Source organism: Sinorhizobium alkalisoli (assembly GCF_008932245.1).
GTDB lineage: Bacteria > Pseudomonadota > Alphaproteobacteria > Rhizobiales > Rhizobiaceae > Sinorhizobium > Sinorhizobium alkalisoli.
Map to the genome: position 1 here is coordinate 2,716,512 of NZ_CP034909.1, position 17,700 is coordinate 2,734,211.

The following is a 17,700-nucleotide window of genomic DNA, read 5'->3' on the forward strand; positions in this document are numbered from 1 at the left end:
ACCGGTGGGCGCGCTTACGGCGCCCCCTATATGTTTCAACGCCACGCTGACAGGGAGAGACCCGACATGACAGTGAAAGTCGCCATCAATGGTTTTGGCCGCATCGGCCGCAACGTGCTTCGCGCCATCGTCGAATCCGGCCGCACGGATATCGAAGTCGTCGCCATCAACGACCTCGGCCCGGTCGAGACCAACGCCCACCTCCTGCGCTTCGACTCGATCCACGGTCGGTTCCCGGCCGACGTTAAGGTCGAAGGCGACGCGATCGTCATCAACAACGGCAAGCCGATCAAGGTAACGGCCGTCCGCAACCCGGCCGAACTACCGCACAAGGAACTCGGCGTCGACATCGCGATGGAGTGCACCGGCATCTTCACCGCCCGCGACAAGGCTGCCGCCCATCTCGAAGCCGGCGCCAAGCGCGTCATCGTTTCGGCACCGGCCGATGGCGCCGACCTCACCGTCGTCTACGGCGTCAACCATGACAAGCTGACGAAGGATCATCTCGTTATCTCCAACGCATCCTGCACGACCAACTGCCTTGCACCGGTCGCCAAGGTGCTGAATGACGCCATCGGCATCGATCACGGCATGATGACGACGATCCACTCCTATACGAACGACCAGCCGTCGCTCGACCAGATGCACAAGGATCTCTACCGCGCCCGTGCAGCGGCACTGTCGATGATCCCGACCTCGACCGGTGCCGCCAAGGCCGTCGGCCTGGTGCTGCCGGAACTCAAGGGCAAACTCGACGGCTTCGCCATGCGGGTGCCGACCCCGAACGTCTCGGTCGTCGACCTCAAGTTCGTCGCCAAGCGCGACACGACGAAGGAAGAGGTCAATGCCGCGATCAAGGCTGCGGCCGAAGGTCCGCTCAAGGGCGTTCTCGGCTATACGCTCGCCCCGAACGTCTCGGTCGACTTCAACCACGATCCGCATTCCTCGGTCTTCCACATGGACCAGACCAAGGTCATGGAAGGCAAGTTCGTGTCGATCCTGACCTGGTACGACAACGAATGGGGCTTCTCCAACCGTATGTCGGACACGGCAGTCGCTCTCGGCAAGCTCCTTTAAGTTCGATGTTCCGGGCCCTTTCCTCAACGACGGTACGCTGGCGTCCGCTCGAGGGGGAGGGGCTCGAGCATCTGACACTCAGAGCTTCGAATGCATCTTTCGGCGCGGCAATACGCGCCGAAAGCGTCGTAATCGGCGAGCGCGATAGCGTGGCTTATGGGGTGCGCTATCGGATCGACTGCGATGCCGGCTGGCGCGTGACCGCATTGACGGTCGAGACGATGGACGGGCGCAGCCTGCACCTGCTGTCCGACGGCAGCGGCCATTGGCGAACGGCCGAGGGTGCCGCCCTCCCCCGCTTCGACGGCTGCATCGACGTGGACCTTGCCGGCACGCCCTTCACCAACACTCTGCCGATTCGCCGGCTGGGACTCGACAGCCGGTTCGGTACCGTGACGCTCAGGATGCTCTATGTGCCCTTCGACACGTTCGAACCGAGCGTCGACGGACAGCGCTATACCTGCATTGAAGACGGCAGGCTGTATCGCTACGCGGCGGACGATTTGAGCTTCACCGCCGACCTGCCGGTCGACGAGGACGGCCTCGTCATCGACTATCCCACTCTTTTCGGAAGACTATCACCGGAGACCATCTGATGACTTTCAAGACTCTCGACGATCTCACCGACATCGCCGGCAGGCGCGTGCTCGTGCGCGTTGACCTCAACGTACCGGTCAAGGACGGTCAGGTGACCGACACCACGCGTATCGAGCGCGTTGCGCCGACCATCCGCGAGCTCTCCGAAAAAGGGGCCAAGGTCATCCTGCTCGCCCATTTCGGCCGCCCGAAGGGTGAGCCGGTTGCCGAGATGTCGCTGAAGGCGATCGCGCCCGCGGTCGAGGAGATCCTAGACCAGCGCGTCGCCTTCGCCGCCGACTGCATCGGCGACAAGGCCGCCAATGCGGTCGCCGACATGAACGACGGCGATGTGCTGCTTCTCGAGAACACCCGCTTCCACAAAGGCGAAGAAAAGAACGATCCAGCCTTCGCCGCCGCCCTTGCCGCCAATGGCGATCTCTATGTCAACGACGCCTTCTCCGCCGCCCATCGCGCCCATGCCTCGACCGAAGGCTTGGCACACCATCTTCCCGCCTATGCCGGCCGCACCATGCAAGCCGAACTCGAGGCGCTCGAAAAGGGACTCGGCAATCCGAAGCGCCCGGTCGTTGCCATTGTCGGCGGCGCCAAGGTCTCCACCAAGATCGACCTCCTGCAGAACCTGGTGAAGAAGGTCGATGCCCTGGTCATCGGCGGCGGCATGGCCAACACCTTTCTGGCCGCCCAGGGCGTAAACGTCGGCAAGTCGCTCTGCGAGCACGATCTTGCCGAGACGGCAAAGGCGATCCTCGCTGCGGCATCCGCCGCCGGCTGCGCCATCGTGCTGCCGGAAGACGGTGTCGTCGCCCTCGAGTTCAAGGCTGGTGCCGAGCACGAGATCGTCGACGTCGCGGCTATCCCCGCCGATCGGATGATGCTCGACGTCGGGCCAAAATCCGTCGCCGCCATCAATGACTGGATTTCGCGCGCCGAAACGCTCGTCTGGAACGGACCGCTCGGCGCCTTCGAAATCCCCCCCTTCGACAAGGCGACGGTCGCCGCGGCCAAGCACGCCGCCTCGCGCACCCGACAGGGCTCGCTCGTATCCGTTGCCGGCGGCGGCGACACGGTCGCAGCCCTGAACCATGCGGAAGTCGCCGAGGACTTCACCTATGTCTCGACTGCTGGCGGGGCCTTCCTCGAATGGATGGAAGGCAAACCGCTGCCGGGCGTCGATATCCTGCATCGACAAAAGTGACAGCAGCCGTCCGACCCGGGCACGAGGCTCGGGTCGGAATAATTCCAAATGTTTCAAACGATTAAAATTATTTAAATCGTTTTAGCCCGTTTTACTGCCATTTTCCCGCACAGTATCTTCTGTTAACGCGCCGTCGCTCGGCAGCGCGGAACCGTCTCGTGCGCCGAGCCAGAACGTGTTTCATTCGCTGCTCCGCCGATGATCGGCGCTGTGTGTAGGAGAACAAGATGAGCGAAAGACTGGAAGATATTGCGGTTGCCATGGTTGCCAATGGCCGGGGCCTGCTCGCAGCCGACGAGTCGACCGGGACGATCAAGAAGCGCTTCGACGGCATCGGACTGGAATCCACCGAAATCTCGCGCCGCGACTATCGCGAAATGCTGCTGCGATCCGACGAGGCAATGCGCGACTATATCTCCGGCGTCATTCTCTATGAGGAGACCCTGTTCCAGAAAGCCGCCGATGGCACGCCGCTCGTCGAGGTCATCAAGAACGCCGGCTCGATCCCCGGCATCAAGGTCGACACGGGCGCCAAGCCGATGCCCTATTTCCCCAGCGAAACGATCACCGAAGGCCTGGATGGTCTCGCCGGCCGGCTAGCCAAATACCATCAAGCCGGCGCCCGTTTCGCGAAGTGGCGCGGCGTCCTCGCCATTTCCGAGGCGCTTCCGACCTGGGGTGCGGTCAAGGCTAATGCGCACGCCCTCGCGCGCTATGCCGCGCTTTGCCAAGAAGCCGGGATCGTGCCGATCGTCGAACCGGAAGTGCTGATGGACGGCGCCCCCGGCGATCACTCGATCGAGCGCTCGGAAGAAGTAACCGAATGGGTGCTTCGCACGGTCTTCGAGGAGCTCGGCGACGCACGGGTCAAGCTCGAGGGCATGATCCTGAAGCCGAGCATGGTGATAGACGGCAAGAAGGCGCGCAAGGCCTCGGTCGAGGACGTCGCCGAACGCACGATCAAGGTGCTGAAGCGCACGGTGCCCGCCGCGGTCCCCGGCATCGCCTTCCTCTCCGGCGGCCAGTCGACGGAAGAGGCAACCGCCCATCTCTGCGCCATGAACACCGCGCACGACCTGCCATGGAAACTCACCTTCTCCTACGGCCGGGCGCTGCAGCAGGAGGCGCTCAAAGCCTGGAGTGGCAAGGCGGAAAACGTCGCCGCCGGTCAGCGCGCCTTCACCCATCGCGCTAAGATGTGCAGCCTCGCCGCCAAGGGCAGTTGGAAGAAGGATCTCGAACAGGCCGCTTGAGCGGCACCAGTTTAGAGGGGAGAGAGGAGCAGGCCCGGCGTCAGCAATGTCGCCGGGCTTTCTCGTGCGCGAAGCGGGCCCACGAAAATTGTCCGGGTGACAACTCCGCTGTTTCGGCAGGCACAGCCGGAATCTACAGCTTAATCATCGCCGATTGAATCCAGGGCCTCCATGACAAGCATCTCCTTTATCACCGTCGATGTCTTCACGTCTGAGCGCTTCGCCGGAAACCAGCTTGCCGTCATCCCCGACGCGCGAGGCCTGAGCGACGCTCGGATGCAGGCGATCGCCGCGGAGTTCGGCTATTCCGAAACCAGCTTCGTCCTGCCGCCCGAAAGCGCTGAGAATACCGCTCGGGTGCGCATCTTCACGCCGACGAGCGAGGTGCCCTTTGCCGGGCATCCGAATGTCGGCACCGGCTTCGCGCTCGGACGTCAGGAGGAAATCTTCGGCAAGAGGCCGGGCGAGCATCTGCATTTTGAGGAGAAGGCGGGGCTTGTCGAAGTCACCCTGCAGCGCAAGGACGGTATCGTCAGCGGCGCACGCATTGTTGCCCCGAAACCACTCGCCGTCGGGCCCGAGATCGACACGGCGACCGTTGCGGCCTGTGCCTCGCTCGATCCCGATGCCTTGAGCGACCGCCATCACGTACCGGTGCGCGTCTCCGTCGGCCTCGCTTTCACCATCGCCGAGATCGGGGACATCGATTGGCTTTCGAAGGCGCGGCCGAATGTCAGCGCCTTTGACGCGGCGAACGCCCGCTATCCGCTGGCAGAGGACTCGTTCAGCCTGTTTCTCTACGCCCGCACCCGCGAGCATCCCTGGCGCATTCGCGCCCGCATGTTTGCGCCGCTCGACAATGTCATTGAGGATCCGGCGACGGGAAGCGCCTCGGCAGCGCTCGGCGCCTACCTCGTTTCGCGCCTGCCGGACGCGGATGCCGAAGTTGAGCTCACGATCGAGCAGGGCGTTGAAATGCGACGCCGCAGCCTGATCACGGTCAGCGTCAGCAAGAAGAGCGGCATTCTCGGTAAGGTCGGCGTCTCCGGCGACTGTGTCATTGCCATGCGCGGATCGATCGACATTTGACGCCTACAGCGCCGCGCGTCCTATTAGACGCGCAAAGCACGGCGCTGTAACATCCGCGGGTCTTGTCGGATGCGCAGAGGTCGCTTTGTCTTTGGGATCAAGGTCGATCTACGGAGACATCAAGCAACCGGCGACTGAGTCGAGGAGGCTGCGGAAGCGTGGATGGTCGCGAATGGCATCGAGGTCGGAATCCTGCTTGAACCAGAGCAGATGATAGCCGGAGCTCTGGGGGACGACCGCCTCAAGCAGGTCGAGTGCGCGCTCGCACTCGCCAACGAGCGAACAGACGCAGGCGAGGTTGTATTGCGCGACGAGGTCCTCGGGATCGATCGCGAGAGCGCGCGCCGCCCATTCCTTCGCCCGCTCCACTTCGCCGAGATGTGCGAGCGCCAGCGCGCCGCGATGCGCCGGGCCGGAGTTCTCCGGATGCTGCTCCAGCGCCCGTTCGGCTCGCTCGATGCCTGTCCGCGCCCAGCGCCGCCGCTCCGGCTCCGCGCCGAGTGCGCGGTAGCAGGTCATCAAGTGGATCGGTGAAAGATAGTCGTCCGGCCGAATCTCCGCGGCGCGCGTGAAGAACTCGGCCGCCTCGCCAAACCGTCCCTGCATGAAAAGATATCGGCCGTAGTGGAAATTGGCCTCGTAAAGCGACGGGTCGAGCGCCAGTGCCTGACGGAGCTCGCGCCCGGCTTCCTCGGTTTGCCCGTCCTGATGCAGCGCCATTCCGCGAGAAGCATGGGCCTCGGCGAGATGCGGATCGAGCGACAGCGCCCGGGCGCTCATATCGAGGATGCTTTCGAGCGGAAAGTCCTTTTCGTGCCAGTCCCTGATCGCGCATTCGCAATCGGCGATGCCGGCATAGGCTCGGGCATAGTTCGGATCGAGCTCGACCGCCTTCAGGAACATCCGGCGCGCCAGCAGCATGTAGGCGCGCGTCCAGGCATGCGAGAACTGACGGCCGCGCAGGTAATAGGTATAGGCCTCGACCGAGGTGGTCGGATCGCTCTCGATCGCCTTCTTTTCTTCCGGCAGGAGTTTGATCCTGAGCTGGTTGACGATCGCATGGGTGATCTCGTCCTGAATGGCAAAGATATCCGTCAGATCGCGATCGTAACGGTCGGCCCACAAATGTCCACCGGTGTGCGCGTCGATGAGCTGACCGGTGATGCGCACCCGCTCGCCCACCTTGCGCACACTGCCTTCCAGGATGTAGCGCACGCCGAGTTCATGGGCGATCTGCTTGATCTTCACCGCCTTGCCTTTGTAGGTGAAGACGGTGTTGCGCGCGACCACATGCAGCTGCGAAATCTTCGACAGGTCTGTGATGATGTCCTCGGTGATCCCGTCGGAGAAATATTCCTGCTCCGGATCGTGGCTCATGTTGGTAAAGGGCAGGACCGCGATCGACAGCTCATAGCCGCTGTCGACCGGCGGAGCCTCCGACTCCTGTCCCGCGGCGCCGTCGCCGAGAACAACGGTATAGACGCGGATATTCGGAGCGATGTTTTTCAGGCTGAACTCGCCCCTGTCGACAAAGCCGAGAGTGAGCCGCGATCCGATCTGGTCGCGCACCGATGCGGAAACCGCGATACCGGAGGGATCGGCAAGCCCTTCGAGGCGCGCGGCCACATTGACGCCATCGCCGAATATGTCGCCGTCCTCGACGATCACGTCGCCGAGATGGACGCCGATCCTGAGTTCGATACGCCGGGTTTTCGCCAGGCCGAGGTTCCGGTCGAGCATGCCCCGCTGGATCTCCGCGGCACAGGCGACCGCATTCACGACGCTCGAAAATTCCACCAGTATACCGTCGCCGGTCAGCTTGACGATACGGCCCCGGTGCTCCTCGATCTTCGGCTCCACGAATTCGCGGCGATGCCGTTTCAGCGCAGCCAGGGTTCCCGCCTCATCGGTTCCCATGAGGCGGCTGTAGCCCACGACGTTGGCTGCGAGGATTGCGGTCAGGCGGCGTTCCAAGAGAGCCTCGATATCCATCTTCTGGCGGAGCACGGTAATTTAACCTTTTCTTGCCATCCTGTCCCGCGGAGACTTTCATCCGTTGCGGCGCTGCTGCTTCCAGGGCACAAGGCACCGGCAGCGCTTCCAAACGCGGCGTGGCCCAAACGATAGCCCAGCCGCAAAAGCTGAGCTGTTTCAAAAGGAACGCCGTCGCGCCAGCCCGAGGCGGCACGCTCCACGCAGGCGGAGGAGGGACGAGTGCGGTCTGCCTATGGTGCTATCGCGGCGAGGCAGATATTCATGGGTTTACCCACGATTATCTCTTGGATTCCTCAGCTTTCCCGCACGTTCTGATCGCAGAAACGCGGAATATTTCTTAACCTGCTTAGGGCCTCACGAGCACCGTGATCATCATGACCGCGATGGCGAAGACGGCAATTTTCCAGAAATCCCGACGCTGCCTGAGCCCCGGATATCCGAGCGGCTTGATGAGCTGCACGCACATGGCGAGGAGCAGCAGTAGCGCCAGTATTTTCGACATTCGTTCGGCCCGGAGAATTCTGCAGCCGCAGGGTCTGCGTCATACGGCTGTCACTTTTCGTCGCATAGAGGGCTATTGTTTTCGCCGCCGATTTGCAATGACCGGCAGAGACGAATCCAGCCGGCAAAGCGTCGTGTCCTGCCGCGACTTGCCGGTACCAGAACCACTTTCGGATATATCATGAGAAAGAACCTGCTTCTTCCCATCGCCGCGCTCCTGCTGGGCACCCTCTTCCTCTTCCTCGGGAACGGGCTGCACAGTCTGCTCCTGCCTGTGCGCGGCACGGCGGAAGGATATCCGACCGTTGTTCTCGGCCTGCTCGGCACATCCTGGGCCTCCGGCTTCGTCCTTGGCTGCTTCTTCGCGCCGAATGTGGTCAAGCGCATCGGCCATGTCCGCGCCTTCAGTGTCTTCACCGCGCTGATCGCGATCATCGCGCTGATGACCGGGGTAATGGTCGATCCGGTCTCGTGGGTCGTGCTCAGGGCGGTTACCGGCTTTTCCACCGCCGGTACGTCGATGATCATCGAGAGCTGGCTGAACGAACGCGCCACGAACGAGAGCCGCGGCGTGATCTTTTCGCTCTACATCGCGATCACGCTCGTCGGTGTCGTGGGCGGCCAGATGATGATCCCCTTCGGAGAAACGTCGACGACCTTCTTCTTCATGATCTGCGGTATTCTCTATTGCGTCGCCATGCTGCCGACATTGCTGTCGAAGGCCGCCACGCCGCAGCCGCTCCAGCAGGTTCGGCTCGATCTTCGCGGCCTTTATCGCAATTCACCGGTTTCTTTCCTCGGTATCCTGCTGGTCGGCATCGCCAACGGAGCCTTCGGCACGCTCGGCGCGGTGTTCGGGCGCCAGGCCGGCCTTTCCGACAGCACGGTCGCCATGATGATGAGCGTCGCGATCTTTTCGGGCGCAGTCATGCAATTGCCGGCCGGCCGCATCTCCGACCGGGTCGACCGCCGCTATGTGCTGGCCGTCCTCGCCGGCGTCGGAGCCTTGGCGGGACTCCTGCTCTTCCTCTTCGAACCGGGCCAGGTCTGGATCGTGCTGACGATGATCGCCATCTACGGCGCCGCCGCCAACGCGCTCTATCCGATCGCCGTATCCCACGCCAACGACTTCGCCACGGCCGAGGACTTCGTCAAGGTCTCGGGCGGCCTCTTGCTGCTCTATGGGATCGGTACGATCATCGGCCCGACGATCGGCGGACCGGTGATGACCGCAGCGGGACCCTATGGCCTCTTCATGATCACCGCCGCAGCGCATATGCTGATCTCCGCCTATGCGATCGTCCGCAGCCGCCGTCGCGCACCGGTGCCCGTCGCCGAACGCGAGACCTTCTCGCCGGTCAATGCCGGCACGGCGACGACGCCCGAAAGCCTGCAGCTCTCGCCGCGGGCGGCACCGCTGGACGAGCCGCAGGAGGATGCCGACTGCATGGTGGAAGACCAGGAGGAGAAAGAGAATGAGCCTGTTTGACGACGATCAGCCGAAGAAGAAACCCATCCACGAGATCGGCAGCGATCTGTCCCAACTCTCGGTCGATGAGCTGAGTGCGCGCATCGCGCAGCTGAGCGAGGAAATCGCCAGGCTAGAGGCCGAACGCGCCCGCAAATCGGCAAGCCGCTCGGCCGCCGAGGGCCTCTTTCGTTAATCGGCGCATGCTGCAGCGCCCGCACGTCTTTACGGACGGGACGCCTCGGAATGGGATCGATTTAACAGCACATTAATCATTTTCTGCGATTGTCCGAGCATCCGGCTCGTTCCGGACTCAGACATGTTTCACCGACTGGCGAATGGGTCTGACTTTTCTCCCTGTTTTACCTTGAGAGCCGCTCCGTGCGGCTCTTTTTTTGTTCGCGCCTACAGCGCCGCGCGTCTGAAAAGACGCGCGGCGCTGTAGAAATTTCAAAGAATTGTGGAGATTAACCCTTTCTTAAGAATACCCTTGCGCGGAATGCGGTATCAGATCATTCTTCCGGCAAGAGAGGGGCCAAGGAAACTTTTCCCACGGCCTCACCGTTACCTGACCGTTGTGATGCGTTTGAACCAGGGATAGAGACAGGCCATGTCCGAGAGAGGATTGAATACCGTCAGTTTCGCGGGACATGCTGCGTCCTCGGCGCAGTTCAAGGCCCTCTACGCGGAAGGCATGGGGCTTGTCGAGGAAACCGCAAGCTATCTCGACGGGCCGGGTCGGTCGGCCTCCAAGGTTCTGCCGCGCATGGCCTCCGTTCTCTATGCGGCCGAGTCGATGCGGCTGACCACACGGCTGATGCAGGTGGCCTCCTGGTTGCTCCTGCAGCGCGCCGTCAACAATGGCGAGATGAGCCGCGACCAGGTGATGTCGGAAAAGAGCAAGGTTCGCCTCGACAGCTTCAACGTCGATCGCAGCGCTCCCGGCTGGAACGATCTTCCGGATGCGTTTCGCGATTTGATCGAACGTTCGCTGCGCCTGCAGAACCGTGTCGCACTGCTCGACCGCGAGATCTACCGTCCGCAGGAAGCTTCCGCCTTCGTCCCGGACAACCAGAACGGCGTCAAGGCGCAGATCAAGCTGCTGCAGACCGCCTTCGGCACCAACTGACATCGCTCTCTTTTGCTTGAGCTTTGAGCGCGGCCTACTGCATGTCTCCTTTGATCGACCTCGATTAAAGGACAAAGACATGCAGCAATTCGAAGTGCTACAGCGACCTTTGCGCGTCTGAAGATACACCCGGCGCTGTAGCGCCGGGCGTTTCTTTGCGGCGATGCGTGGCCGGGCGCAGGTCATCCAATCGCTGCAGCCCCCAAAACAAAAAAACCCGGCGCTAGGCCGGGCTTTTTTGTTGCCAGTCGGTGAAGACTTAGAGACCGAGGCCTTCGAAGCGCTTCTTGAACTTGGAGACGCGGCCACCGCGGTCGACGAGCTGCTGATTGCCGCCAGTCCAGGCCGGATGCGACTTTGGGTCGATTTCCAGGTTCATCGTCGCACCTTCCGTACCCCAGGTCGAGCGGGTTTCGTATTCGGTGCCGTCGGTCATAACCACCTTGATAACGTGGTAGTCGGGATGGATGTCTGCCTTCATAACAATCTTCCTAGAGTTCCGGGGTCCAATTGTCGCAAGGCATTGCGACAATTTGACCGAACACGTAAATGAAGCCGTAGACCGCTCTGGCCACGGCTTCCCAATTCGATGCCGTGCCTATACATGAAGGTCTTCGGGATAACAAGTGCCGAGCGGAAGACTTATCGACCCTCCGTGACAGGCGAAGGGGGTCACGTGGCAACACAAGAAAATCAGCCGTCATCGACAAAATCCATCCGTCCCCTGGTGACAGTCCTGCCCTATGTGCGGCGGTACCGCCGCTTCGCGGTCGGCGCGGCGATCTCGCTGACTATTGCCGCAGTGACCACGCTGACGCTGCCGCTAGCCGTTCGCCGGATGATTGATCACGGCTTCTCCAGCTCCGATGTCGCGTTCATCAACACCTATTTCTCCATGCTGATGGTGCTGGCGATCGTCCTCGCGCTAGCGAGCGCCGCCCGCTACTATTTCGTCATCTCGCTTGGCGAACGCATCGTCGCCGATCTCCGGCGTGAGGTTTTCTCGCGGGTGACGAGGTTATCGGCGGCATTTTTCGACGTCAACCAGTCCGGCGAGATCGTGTCGCGCCTGACGGCGGATACGACCCAGATCAAGTCGGCGGTTGGCGCTACCGCGTCCGTTGCGTTGCGCAATCTCATCCTCTGTCTCGGCGCCGTTGCCATGATGGTCTATACGAGCCCAAAGCTCTCGAGCCTCGTGCTTGCCGCCATTCCGCTCATCGTCTTTCCAATCGTCGGCTTCGGACGCTCCGTCCGCCGCCGTTCCCGGGAGGCGCAGGATACGCTCGCCGCCGCATCGGCCTATGCCGGCGAAGCGATTGCCGCCACCCGCACGGTTCAGGCCTTCAACGGCGAGGAAAGCGCCAATCGGCGTTTCGGCACCGCCGTCGAGAACGCTTATCGCGCCGCCCGGTCTGCAGTCCGGGCGCGCGCCGCGCTGACCGCCTTCGCCATTGCCATGGTTTTCGGCAGCGTCGTGGCGGTGTTGTGGTTCGGCGCGCGGGACGTCCTCAATGGAACGCTCTCGGCGGGCACGCTCAGCCAGTTCCTGCTCTATTCGGTCTTTGCCGCTGGCAGCCTGGGTGCACTTTCCGAGGTCTGGGGCGAGCTCTCCCAGGCCGCCGGTGCCGCCGAGCGCCTGCGCGAGCTCCTGACGGAAGTCCCGCAAATCCGCGCGCCCGAACATCCGGCCGCAATGCCTACGCCGGCCAAGGGCGCAATCGCCTTCGCCGATGTCCACTTCGCCTATCCGGCGCGTCCGGATTACAAGAGCCTCAGGGGCCTAAGTTTCGCGGTCGAGCCGGGCGAGACCGTGGCCATCGTCGGCCCCTCCGGCGCCGGGAAGAGCACCGTCTTCTCGATGCTTTTGCGCTACTATGATCCGACCAAGGGCACCGTTTTGGTCGATGCGACGGACGTCCGCACGGTCGATCCGAAGGACTTGCGCGAGCGCTTCGCCATCGTGCCGCAGGACGTGACGATCTTCGCCGCATCCGTCCACGACAACATCTCCTTTGGCGCGCCGGACGCGAGCCGCGAAGCGGTCGTTTCCGCTGCAGTTGCCGCCCAAGCGGACGAATTCATCACCAGGCTCGATCGCGGCTACGATACGATGGTCGGCGAGCGCGGCATCACGCTTTCCGGCGGCCAGCGCCAGCGCATCGCCATTGCGCGGGCAATCCTCAGAAACGCGCCCATCCTGCTTCTCGACGAGGCGACCTCCGCGCTCGATGCGGAGAGTGAGAAGCTCGTGCAGAAGGCGCTCGATGGGCTGATGCAGGAACGAACCACCCTCGTCATTGCCCACCGCCTCGCGACGGTGCTCAAGGCGGACCGCATCCTCGTCATGGAAAATGGACGCATCGTCGAGGAAGGCACCCACGCCTCGCTGATCCATCAGGGCGGGCTCTATGCCAAGCTCGCGCGCCTGCAGTTCGACCATGGGGCGGAGGGTCTTTTTGTCGCCGCTCGGCAATAGGCGCGATCTTCAAAGGGTCTTCCCTTCAGCCTCGACCGGAGAAGCGGCCACGGCCGCTGCGGCGGATCGCCTCGGCTTCGGGCCCGAGCACTTCTTGCGCGCACGTCAAGGTCAGTTCAAGCAGGTGCTTTGTGCCTATTTCTCGGTGAGCTTGAGTTCGATGCGGCGGTTCTGCGCCCGTGCCGCCAGGCTCTCGCCCTCGGCGATTGGCTGATACTCGCCGAAGCCGGCGGCGACCAGCCGGTCGGCCGGGACGCCCCTGGATATCAGGAATTTGACGACCGAAGTCGCGCGCGCCGACGAGAGCTCCCAGTTGTCGCGGAAGCGCCCGGTTCCGGACAGGGGAACATTGTCCGTGTGCCCGTCGACGCGAAGAACCCAGTTTATCTCCGAGGGAATCTCCCTAGCGAGGTCGAGCAGCGCCGTGGCGAGCTTAGTCATCTCCGCCTGCCCTTCGGGATTCAGGTCGCTGCTGCCGGAAGAAAACAGCACCTCCGACTGGAAGACGAAGCGGTCACCGACGATGCGGATGTTTTCGCGGTCGGACAGAATTTCTCTCAAGCGCCCGAAGAAGTCGGATCGATAGCGGTTCAGCTCCTGCACCCGTTGTGCGAGCGCAACGTTGAGCCTGCGGCCGAGATCGGCGATCTTCGCCTGCGAAGCCTGATCCTTCGCCTCGGAGGCCTGGAGGGCACCCTCGATGGCGGCAATCTGGTTGCGCAGTGCCGCGATCTGCTGGTTCAGCAGTTCAATCTGACTCATCGCCCTTGCGCTGATCTGCCGCTCGTTCTCGAGCTCGGATCCCAGCCGCCCGAGCTTTTCGCTGGCGACTTCGGCACTACCGGCGCCCTTGTCCAGCAGTGCCTGCAGGCGCGAACGCTCGCCCTCGGACTGCGCCAGCGATGCCTGGAGATTGGCAAGTGAATCCTCCAGATCCTGCTTGCCGCTCTTTTCGAGGGCAAGCAGCTGCGTCAGCTCGTTGATCTGGCTGTTCAGACGGTTCAGCACCTCGTCCTTGCCGCTGATTTCCCTGCCGAGCAGAAACTGCGCCAGTACGAAGACGCTGAGCAGGAACATGATCGCCATGAGCAAGGTCGACAGCGCATCGACGAAGCCCGGCCAGTAATTGATCGCCCGCGCGTTGCGGCTTCTTCTGGCGAGTGCCATGATCAATCACCCCCATCGTCGCGGTGGCTGATCTTCGGCTGCGACAGCGCCTTCTCGCTGTTGACGGCAATCCGATCCGCCTGTCCGATGCGCGAGGTCAGCTTGTCCAGCGTCTTGCGCATGGATTTCGCCTCCTCCTGCTGCGCCTCGATCCAGTCGCGCAGCATCTGCTGCTCGCCGCGCATGTTCTTGACGAGACCCTGGATGCCTTCCGCCAGGCTCGCCATCGCGGCCGTCGTGCGCTGGTTCACGCCGCCGTCGTGGGCGATGCGGGCGATCTGATCCGTCAGGCGCCGCAATTCCTCGACCGGCGCGCCGTCGAAGGCCTCGACCGGGGCGGATACGCCGTGGCTGACATCGGTCACTGACGACAGCCAGTTTTCGAGTTCTGTGTAGAAACGGTTCTGCGCCCGGCCAGCCTGCAGGTCGAGGAATCCAAGGATCAGCGAACCGGACAAGCCGAACAGAGAGGCCGAGAAAGCGGTCCCCATGCCGGTCAGCGGCGCCGACAGACCGCTTTTCAGCGACCCCAGGAGATCTTCCGTGCTGCCGCTACCCGCATCCAGCGACTGGATGACCGTGTTGATCGAACCGATCGTGCCGAGCAAGCCCCAGAAGGTGCCGAGCAGGCCGAGAAACACGAGAAGGCCCGTGAGATATCGGGTGGTGTCGCGCGACTCGTCCAGGCGCGAAGCAATGGAATCGAGGATAGACCGGAGAGCGACGGTCGAGATACCGCTGCCGTGGCGCTCGCCAATCAGCGCCCGCATCGGCGCAAGCAGCACCGGATCGCGTCCGACCTTGGCGGCGCTGCCGGCGGCGCGGAACGAATTGAACCAGCGCACCTCCGGCCGGAGGCTGAGGACGTGGTTGAATGCGAGCAGAATGCCGATGAGCAGAACGCCGAGGATCAGCCCGTTGAGCCCGGGATTGCCGAGGAAAGCGTCACGCGCCTGACGGAAGAGGATAGCGGCGACGAAACCGACGATGACCAGGAAAATGGCCATCGTCCAGAAATAGGGCATCGGGCTCGAAAGCTTGCGCGGGTTGTAATTTTCCTCCGCGCCTTCCCGGTCACGCCAGCCAGACAGGTTCAATGTCGTCATATGTATGCCAGTCTCCCGGTTTGCGGCAACGCCCACCTTGTCACTGCCAGGTGGAGATCGCCGCAACACTCTGATTCGCCGGATCATTCTCGAAGCGATCGCGACCCGAAGACGTGATGCCACGGCGAGCCCGAGGCCATCGGTTACTGGGCCGGAGACTAGTGTAACTTTGCGCCGAATTGAAGGGAAAACAAGATGTTCTACGAACTATAACCGGCGGCAGCAGATTCTGACCGCTCCGATGAGCCCAAGTCACTGCCGCTGGTATTGCGAAACTATTGAGACATAAACGGCGGCGGCCGCGGCGGCGGGCATTACTCGGGCAGCTTCCGCCTTCTGCACCATCTGGTTATTTGATGGGGACCGGGCGGCGAATGACCTCGCCCAAAGCCTTGGCGATATATTCGTTACCGCAGACGATGGAGCCATCCTCCAAGGGCCTGTTGTCGCCGTTGGCGTCGGTCACCCATCCGCCGGCCTCGCGAATTAGCAGCACCCCGGCCGCGATATCCCAGGCGGCCAGATCGCGTTCCCAATAAGCGTCGAAGCGCCCGGCGGCCACATAGGCGAGATCCAGGGAAGCGGAGCCGAAACGGCGGACGCCGACGACCTCGCCCATGACATGGCGAAGTTCGACCAGATACTTGCCGTGGTTGCCGCGGCCGAGATGCGGCGTGCCCGTGGCGACAACGGCATCGGAGAGGTTGCGGCGGGCGCCGACCCGCAGGCGCCGGTCGTTGAGGAAGGCGCCGCCGCCGCGCTCCGCGGTGTAGAGTTCATCCGTGGCGGGGTTGAAGACGACTCCGCCGACGATCTCGCCCTGGCGCTCCAGCGCGATCGAAACGGCAAAATGAGGAATGCCGTGCAGAAAGTTGGTGGTGCCGTCTAGCGGATCGACGATCCAGCGGTGGGCGCCGTCGGTGCCTTTGATCTCCTCACCCTCCTCGCCGAGGAAACCATAGGTCGGGCGCGCCTTCAGGAGTTCATCGCGGATGACCCTCTCGGCCTTGCGATCGGCCTGGGAAACGTAGTCGCCGGGGCCCTTCAGCGACACCTGCAGGTTCTGCACCTCGCCGAAATCGCGTGCCAGCGACTTGCCAGCCTTGAAGGCGGCCTGAACCATGACATTGAGGAGGGCAGAACGGGCCATCGGATGATCCTCTGAAACGAAGCCGGCCGAACATCCCGGCCGGAGATTGAACCTGCTTCACGGCCGCGCCTCCAAAAGCACTGCGCGCCCTGTCGGACGTGCCCAGGATAGGTGCGATGCCGCCGTCAAAAAACCGAGTGAGAGATCACTCGTCCGCGGGAAGATGATGGATGGGGCAATCCGCGGATAAACCGGGGGTTCAAGACCACAAAAGACCCGGAATTTCAAGTGAAATAGACGGCGTCGATGAAGAACGCGCACCCACGCGCATCGGCCTGACACTCGCACCGGATTTTCGCTCGAAAAGCACGATGCGTAGCTGACGTACGGCGTCCTTTGTGGTTATGACGAACGGAACCTGTTCGCCGCCGCGAGCGCCGACTTCTGCTGCTCTTCGGTGATGCCAAGATAAAAATCCTCGAGCGTGTCGTCCTTGAGACCCGCCCGGCGAGACAGCACGTACCACTTGGCCGCCTCGACCGGATCCGGGCGGGTGCCGATGGCATTGACGTAGAGATGCGAAAGCCGGTTCTGCGCGACGACGTTGCCGCCTTCGGCCGCCCGCTTCATCCAGGCGAAGCCCTCCTCAAGATTACGATCGCCGGCGATGCCCTCGATCAGCCAGATGGCGATGTCGAGCTGTGCCGTATCGTAGCCGGCGCGGGCGGCCCGCATCAGCCATTCGCGCGCTCGCGCACGCTTGGTTTCGTCGATGCCGTCGACATTGAGATAGATCTGCGAGAGTGCATATTGCGCGTCGGCGATCCCCTGCTCGGCGGATTTCTCGTAATAGGGCATTGCCGCTTTGAGCCCTCTCGGGCCCGGCATGTCAGCCACCAGCGTCTGTCCGTAATTGAATTGCGCGGAGGCATTGCCGAGATCGGCCGCCTTCTTCATCAGCGCCTCAGATCCTTTGCGGTCGCGTTCGACGTAGCGTCCCTCCATGAGCATCAGGGCGTATTTGAACATGGCGGCGGGGTCGCCGTTTCCGGCCGCCTGGCCGTACCAGAAGGCCGCCTCCTTGGGGTCGCGCGCAACGCCGAGGCCCCGCTCGAGAATCGAAGCGACGAGCGTCTGCGCGGCAGGGTCGCCAAGCTGGGCCCGCGGCAGGGCAAGATCCATGGCCGTCAGGTAATAACCGCGCTGAAAGGCGCCATAGGCCTCGTCGATCTTGCCGGTGAAGGGCTTCTCCTCTGGAAGCGCCGGCAGGTCGGCGCCCATGCGGTCGATGACATTTACACCCTTGGAAGGTCCTTTGCCTTTGCCGTCGCCGGTCTCCGGCTTCGCCGGATTGCCATTGGGTTCCTTCGCCCCCTCGAGCGGCGCGGCGCCGTTGAATGGCGTGATCCGCCCGCGCTTCGGGACGCTTCCCTCCTCGGCGGGATCCTGGGGCGTCGGCTGCGCGGCCCACGACGGCAGGGCCGCCGGGACAATAGCCGCCAACAAGGTCACGGCTAGGCTGGATCTCAATAGGAAACGGCTCAGCATCCG

16 protein-coding genes are annotated in these 17,700 nt (G+C 62.8%); 9 read left to right on the forward strand and 7 right to left on the reverse strand.

Annotation, left to right across the window (positions count from 1 at the left end; genetic code table 11):
- Positions 1-66: 66 nt before the first annotated feature.
- The 5 genes from gap to EKH55_RS13245 all read left to right on the forward strand — a co-directional run bounded on the left by gap (position 67) and on the right by EKH55_RS13245 (position 5,214).
- The gene (gene gap, locus EKH55_RS13225; protein WP_069459169.1) at positions 67-1,077 is read left to right on the forward strand and encodes a type I glyceraldehyde-3-phosphate dehydrogenase; all 1,011 of its coding nucleotides are present in this window, start codon (positions 67-69) and stop codon (positions 1,075-1,077) included.
- Positions 1,078-1,082: 5 nt separating this feature from the next.
- Positions 1,083-1,673, forward strand: coding sequence for a putative glycolipid-binding domain-containing protein (locus EKH55_RS13230; protein ID WP_069459168.1), 591 nt, complete (start codon positions 1,083-1,085; stop codon positions 1,671-1,673).
- On the forward strand, positions 1,673-2,872 hold the full coding sequence (locus tag EKH55_RS13235; RefSeq protein WP_069459167.1) for a phosphoglycerate kinase: 1,200 nt from the start codon (positions 1,673-1,675) through the stop codon (positions 2,870-2,872). The genes EKH55_RS13230 and EKH55_RS13235 overlap by 1 nt, the downstream gene beginning before the upstream one ends.
- A 227-nt stretch (positions 2,873-3,099) precedes the next feature.
- Positions 3,100-4,125 carry a class I fructose-bisphosphate aldolase gene (locus EKH55_RS13240; RefSeq protein WP_069459166.1) on the forward strand — a complete coding sequence of 342 codons (1,026 nt, stop codon included), beginning with the start codon at positions 3,100-3,102 and terminating at the stop codon, positions 4,123-4,125.
- 171 nt (positions 4,126-4,296) lie between these two features.
- A complete protein-coding gene (locus EKH55_RS13245) occupies positions 4,297-5,214 on the forward strand; it encodes a PhzF family phenazine biosynthesis protein (RefSeq protein WP_069459165.1) in 918 nt (305 codons plus the stop codon).
- Positions 5,215-5,322: 108 nt separating this feature from the next.
- Here the strand turns inward: EKH55_RS13245 and EKH55_RS13250 are convergent, their stop codons facing one another.
- Positions 5,323-7,206: an adenylate/guanylate cyclase domain-containing protein gene (locus EKH55_RS13250; RefSeq protein ID WP_192803780.1), complete on the reverse strand. Its 1,884-nt coding sequence runs from the start codon at positions 7,204-7,206 to the stop codon at positions 5,323-5,325.
- Between the two features lie 349 nt (positions 7,207-7,555).
- The gene (locus EKH55_RS13255; RefSeq protein WP_106407862.1) at positions 7,556-7,711 is read right to left on the reverse strand and encodes a hypothetical protein; all 156 of its coding nucleotides are present in this window, start codon (positions 7,709-7,711) and stop codon (positions 7,556-7,558) included.
- Positions 7,712-7,891: 180 nt separating this feature from the next.
- Between EKH55_RS13255 and EKH55_RS13260 the strand changes: the two genes are divergently transcribed.
- The 3 genes from EKH55_RS13260 (at position 7,892) to rcdA (ending at position 10,307) form a co-directional block, all read left to right on the forward strand.
- Positions 7,892-9,199, forward strand: a complete 1,308-nt coding sequence (locus EKH55_RS13260; protein ID WP_069459164.1) for an MFS transporter — start codon at positions 7,892-7,894, stop codon at positions 9,197-9,199.
- Positions 9,186-9,374 carry a DUF1192 domain-containing protein gene (locus EKH55_RS13265; protein WP_151611586.1) on the forward strand — a complete coding sequence of 63 codons (189 nt, stop codon included), beginning with the start codon at positions 9,186-9,188 and terminating at the stop codon, positions 9,372-9,374. The genes EKH55_RS13260 and EKH55_RS13265 overlap by 14 nt, the downstream gene beginning before the upstream one ends.
- A 414-nt stretch (positions 9,375-9,788) precedes the next feature.
- Positions 9,789-10,307 (forward strand): protease adaptor protein RcdA, encoded by a 519-nt coding sequence (gene rcdA / locus EKH55_RS13270; RefSeq protein ID WP_069459162.1) that lies wholly within the window; start codon positions 9,789-9,791, stop codon positions 10,305-10,307.
- A 259-nt stretch (positions 10,308-10,566) separates the two neighbouring features.
- Here the strand turns inward: rcdA and rpmE are convergent, their stop codons facing one another.
- Positions 10,567-10,788, reverse strand: coding sequence for a 50S ribosomal protein L31 (gene rpmE, locus EKH55_RS13275; protein ID WP_069459161.1), 222 nt, complete (start codon positions 10,786-10,788; stop codon positions 10,567-10,569).
- Positions 10,789-10,983: 195 nt separating this feature from the next.
- On the opposite strand from rpmE, the gene EKH55_RS13280 reads away from it, so the two are divergent.
- Positions 10,984-12,786, forward strand: coding sequence for an ABC transporter transmembrane domain-containing protein (locus tag EKH55_RS13280; RefSeq protein WP_069459160.1), 1,803 nt, complete (start codon positions 10,984-10,986; stop codon positions 12,784-12,786).
- Between the two features lie 135 nt (positions 12,787-12,921).
- Here the strand turns inward: EKH55_RS13280 and EKH55_RS13285 are convergent, their stop codons facing one another.
- The 4 genes from EKH55_RS13285 to EKH55_RS13300 all read right to left on the reverse strand — a co-directional run bounded on the left by EKH55_RS13285 (position 12,922) and on the right by EKH55_RS13300 (position 17,697).
- The gene (locus EKH55_RS13285; RefSeq protein ID WP_069459159.1) at positions 12,922-13,953 is read right to left on the reverse strand and encodes a peptidoglycan -binding protein; all 1,032 of its coding nucleotides are present in this window, start codon (positions 13,951-13,953) and stop codon (positions 12,922-12,924) included.
- 2 nt (positions 13,954-13,955) lie between these two features.
- Complete coding sequence (locus EKH55_RS13290; protein WP_069459158.1) at positions 13,956-15,059, reverse strand: flagellar motor protein MotA; 1,104 nt, start codon at positions 15,057-15,059, stop codon at positions 13,956-13,958.
- 349 nt (positions 15,060-15,408) lie between these two features.
- Complete coding sequence (locus EKH55_RS13295; RefSeq protein ID WP_069459157.1) at positions 15,409-16,209, reverse strand: inositol monophosphatase family protein; 801 nt, start codon at positions 16,207-16,209, stop codon at positions 15,409-15,411.
- A gap of 342 nt (positions 16,210-16,551) precedes the next feature.
- Positions 16,552-17,697, reverse strand: a complete 1,146-nt coding sequence (locus EKH55_RS13300; RefSeq protein WP_151611587.1) for a tetratricopeptide repeat protein — start codon at positions 17,695-17,697, stop codon at positions 16,552-16,554.
- Positions 17,698-17,700 lie beyond the last annotated feature (3 nt).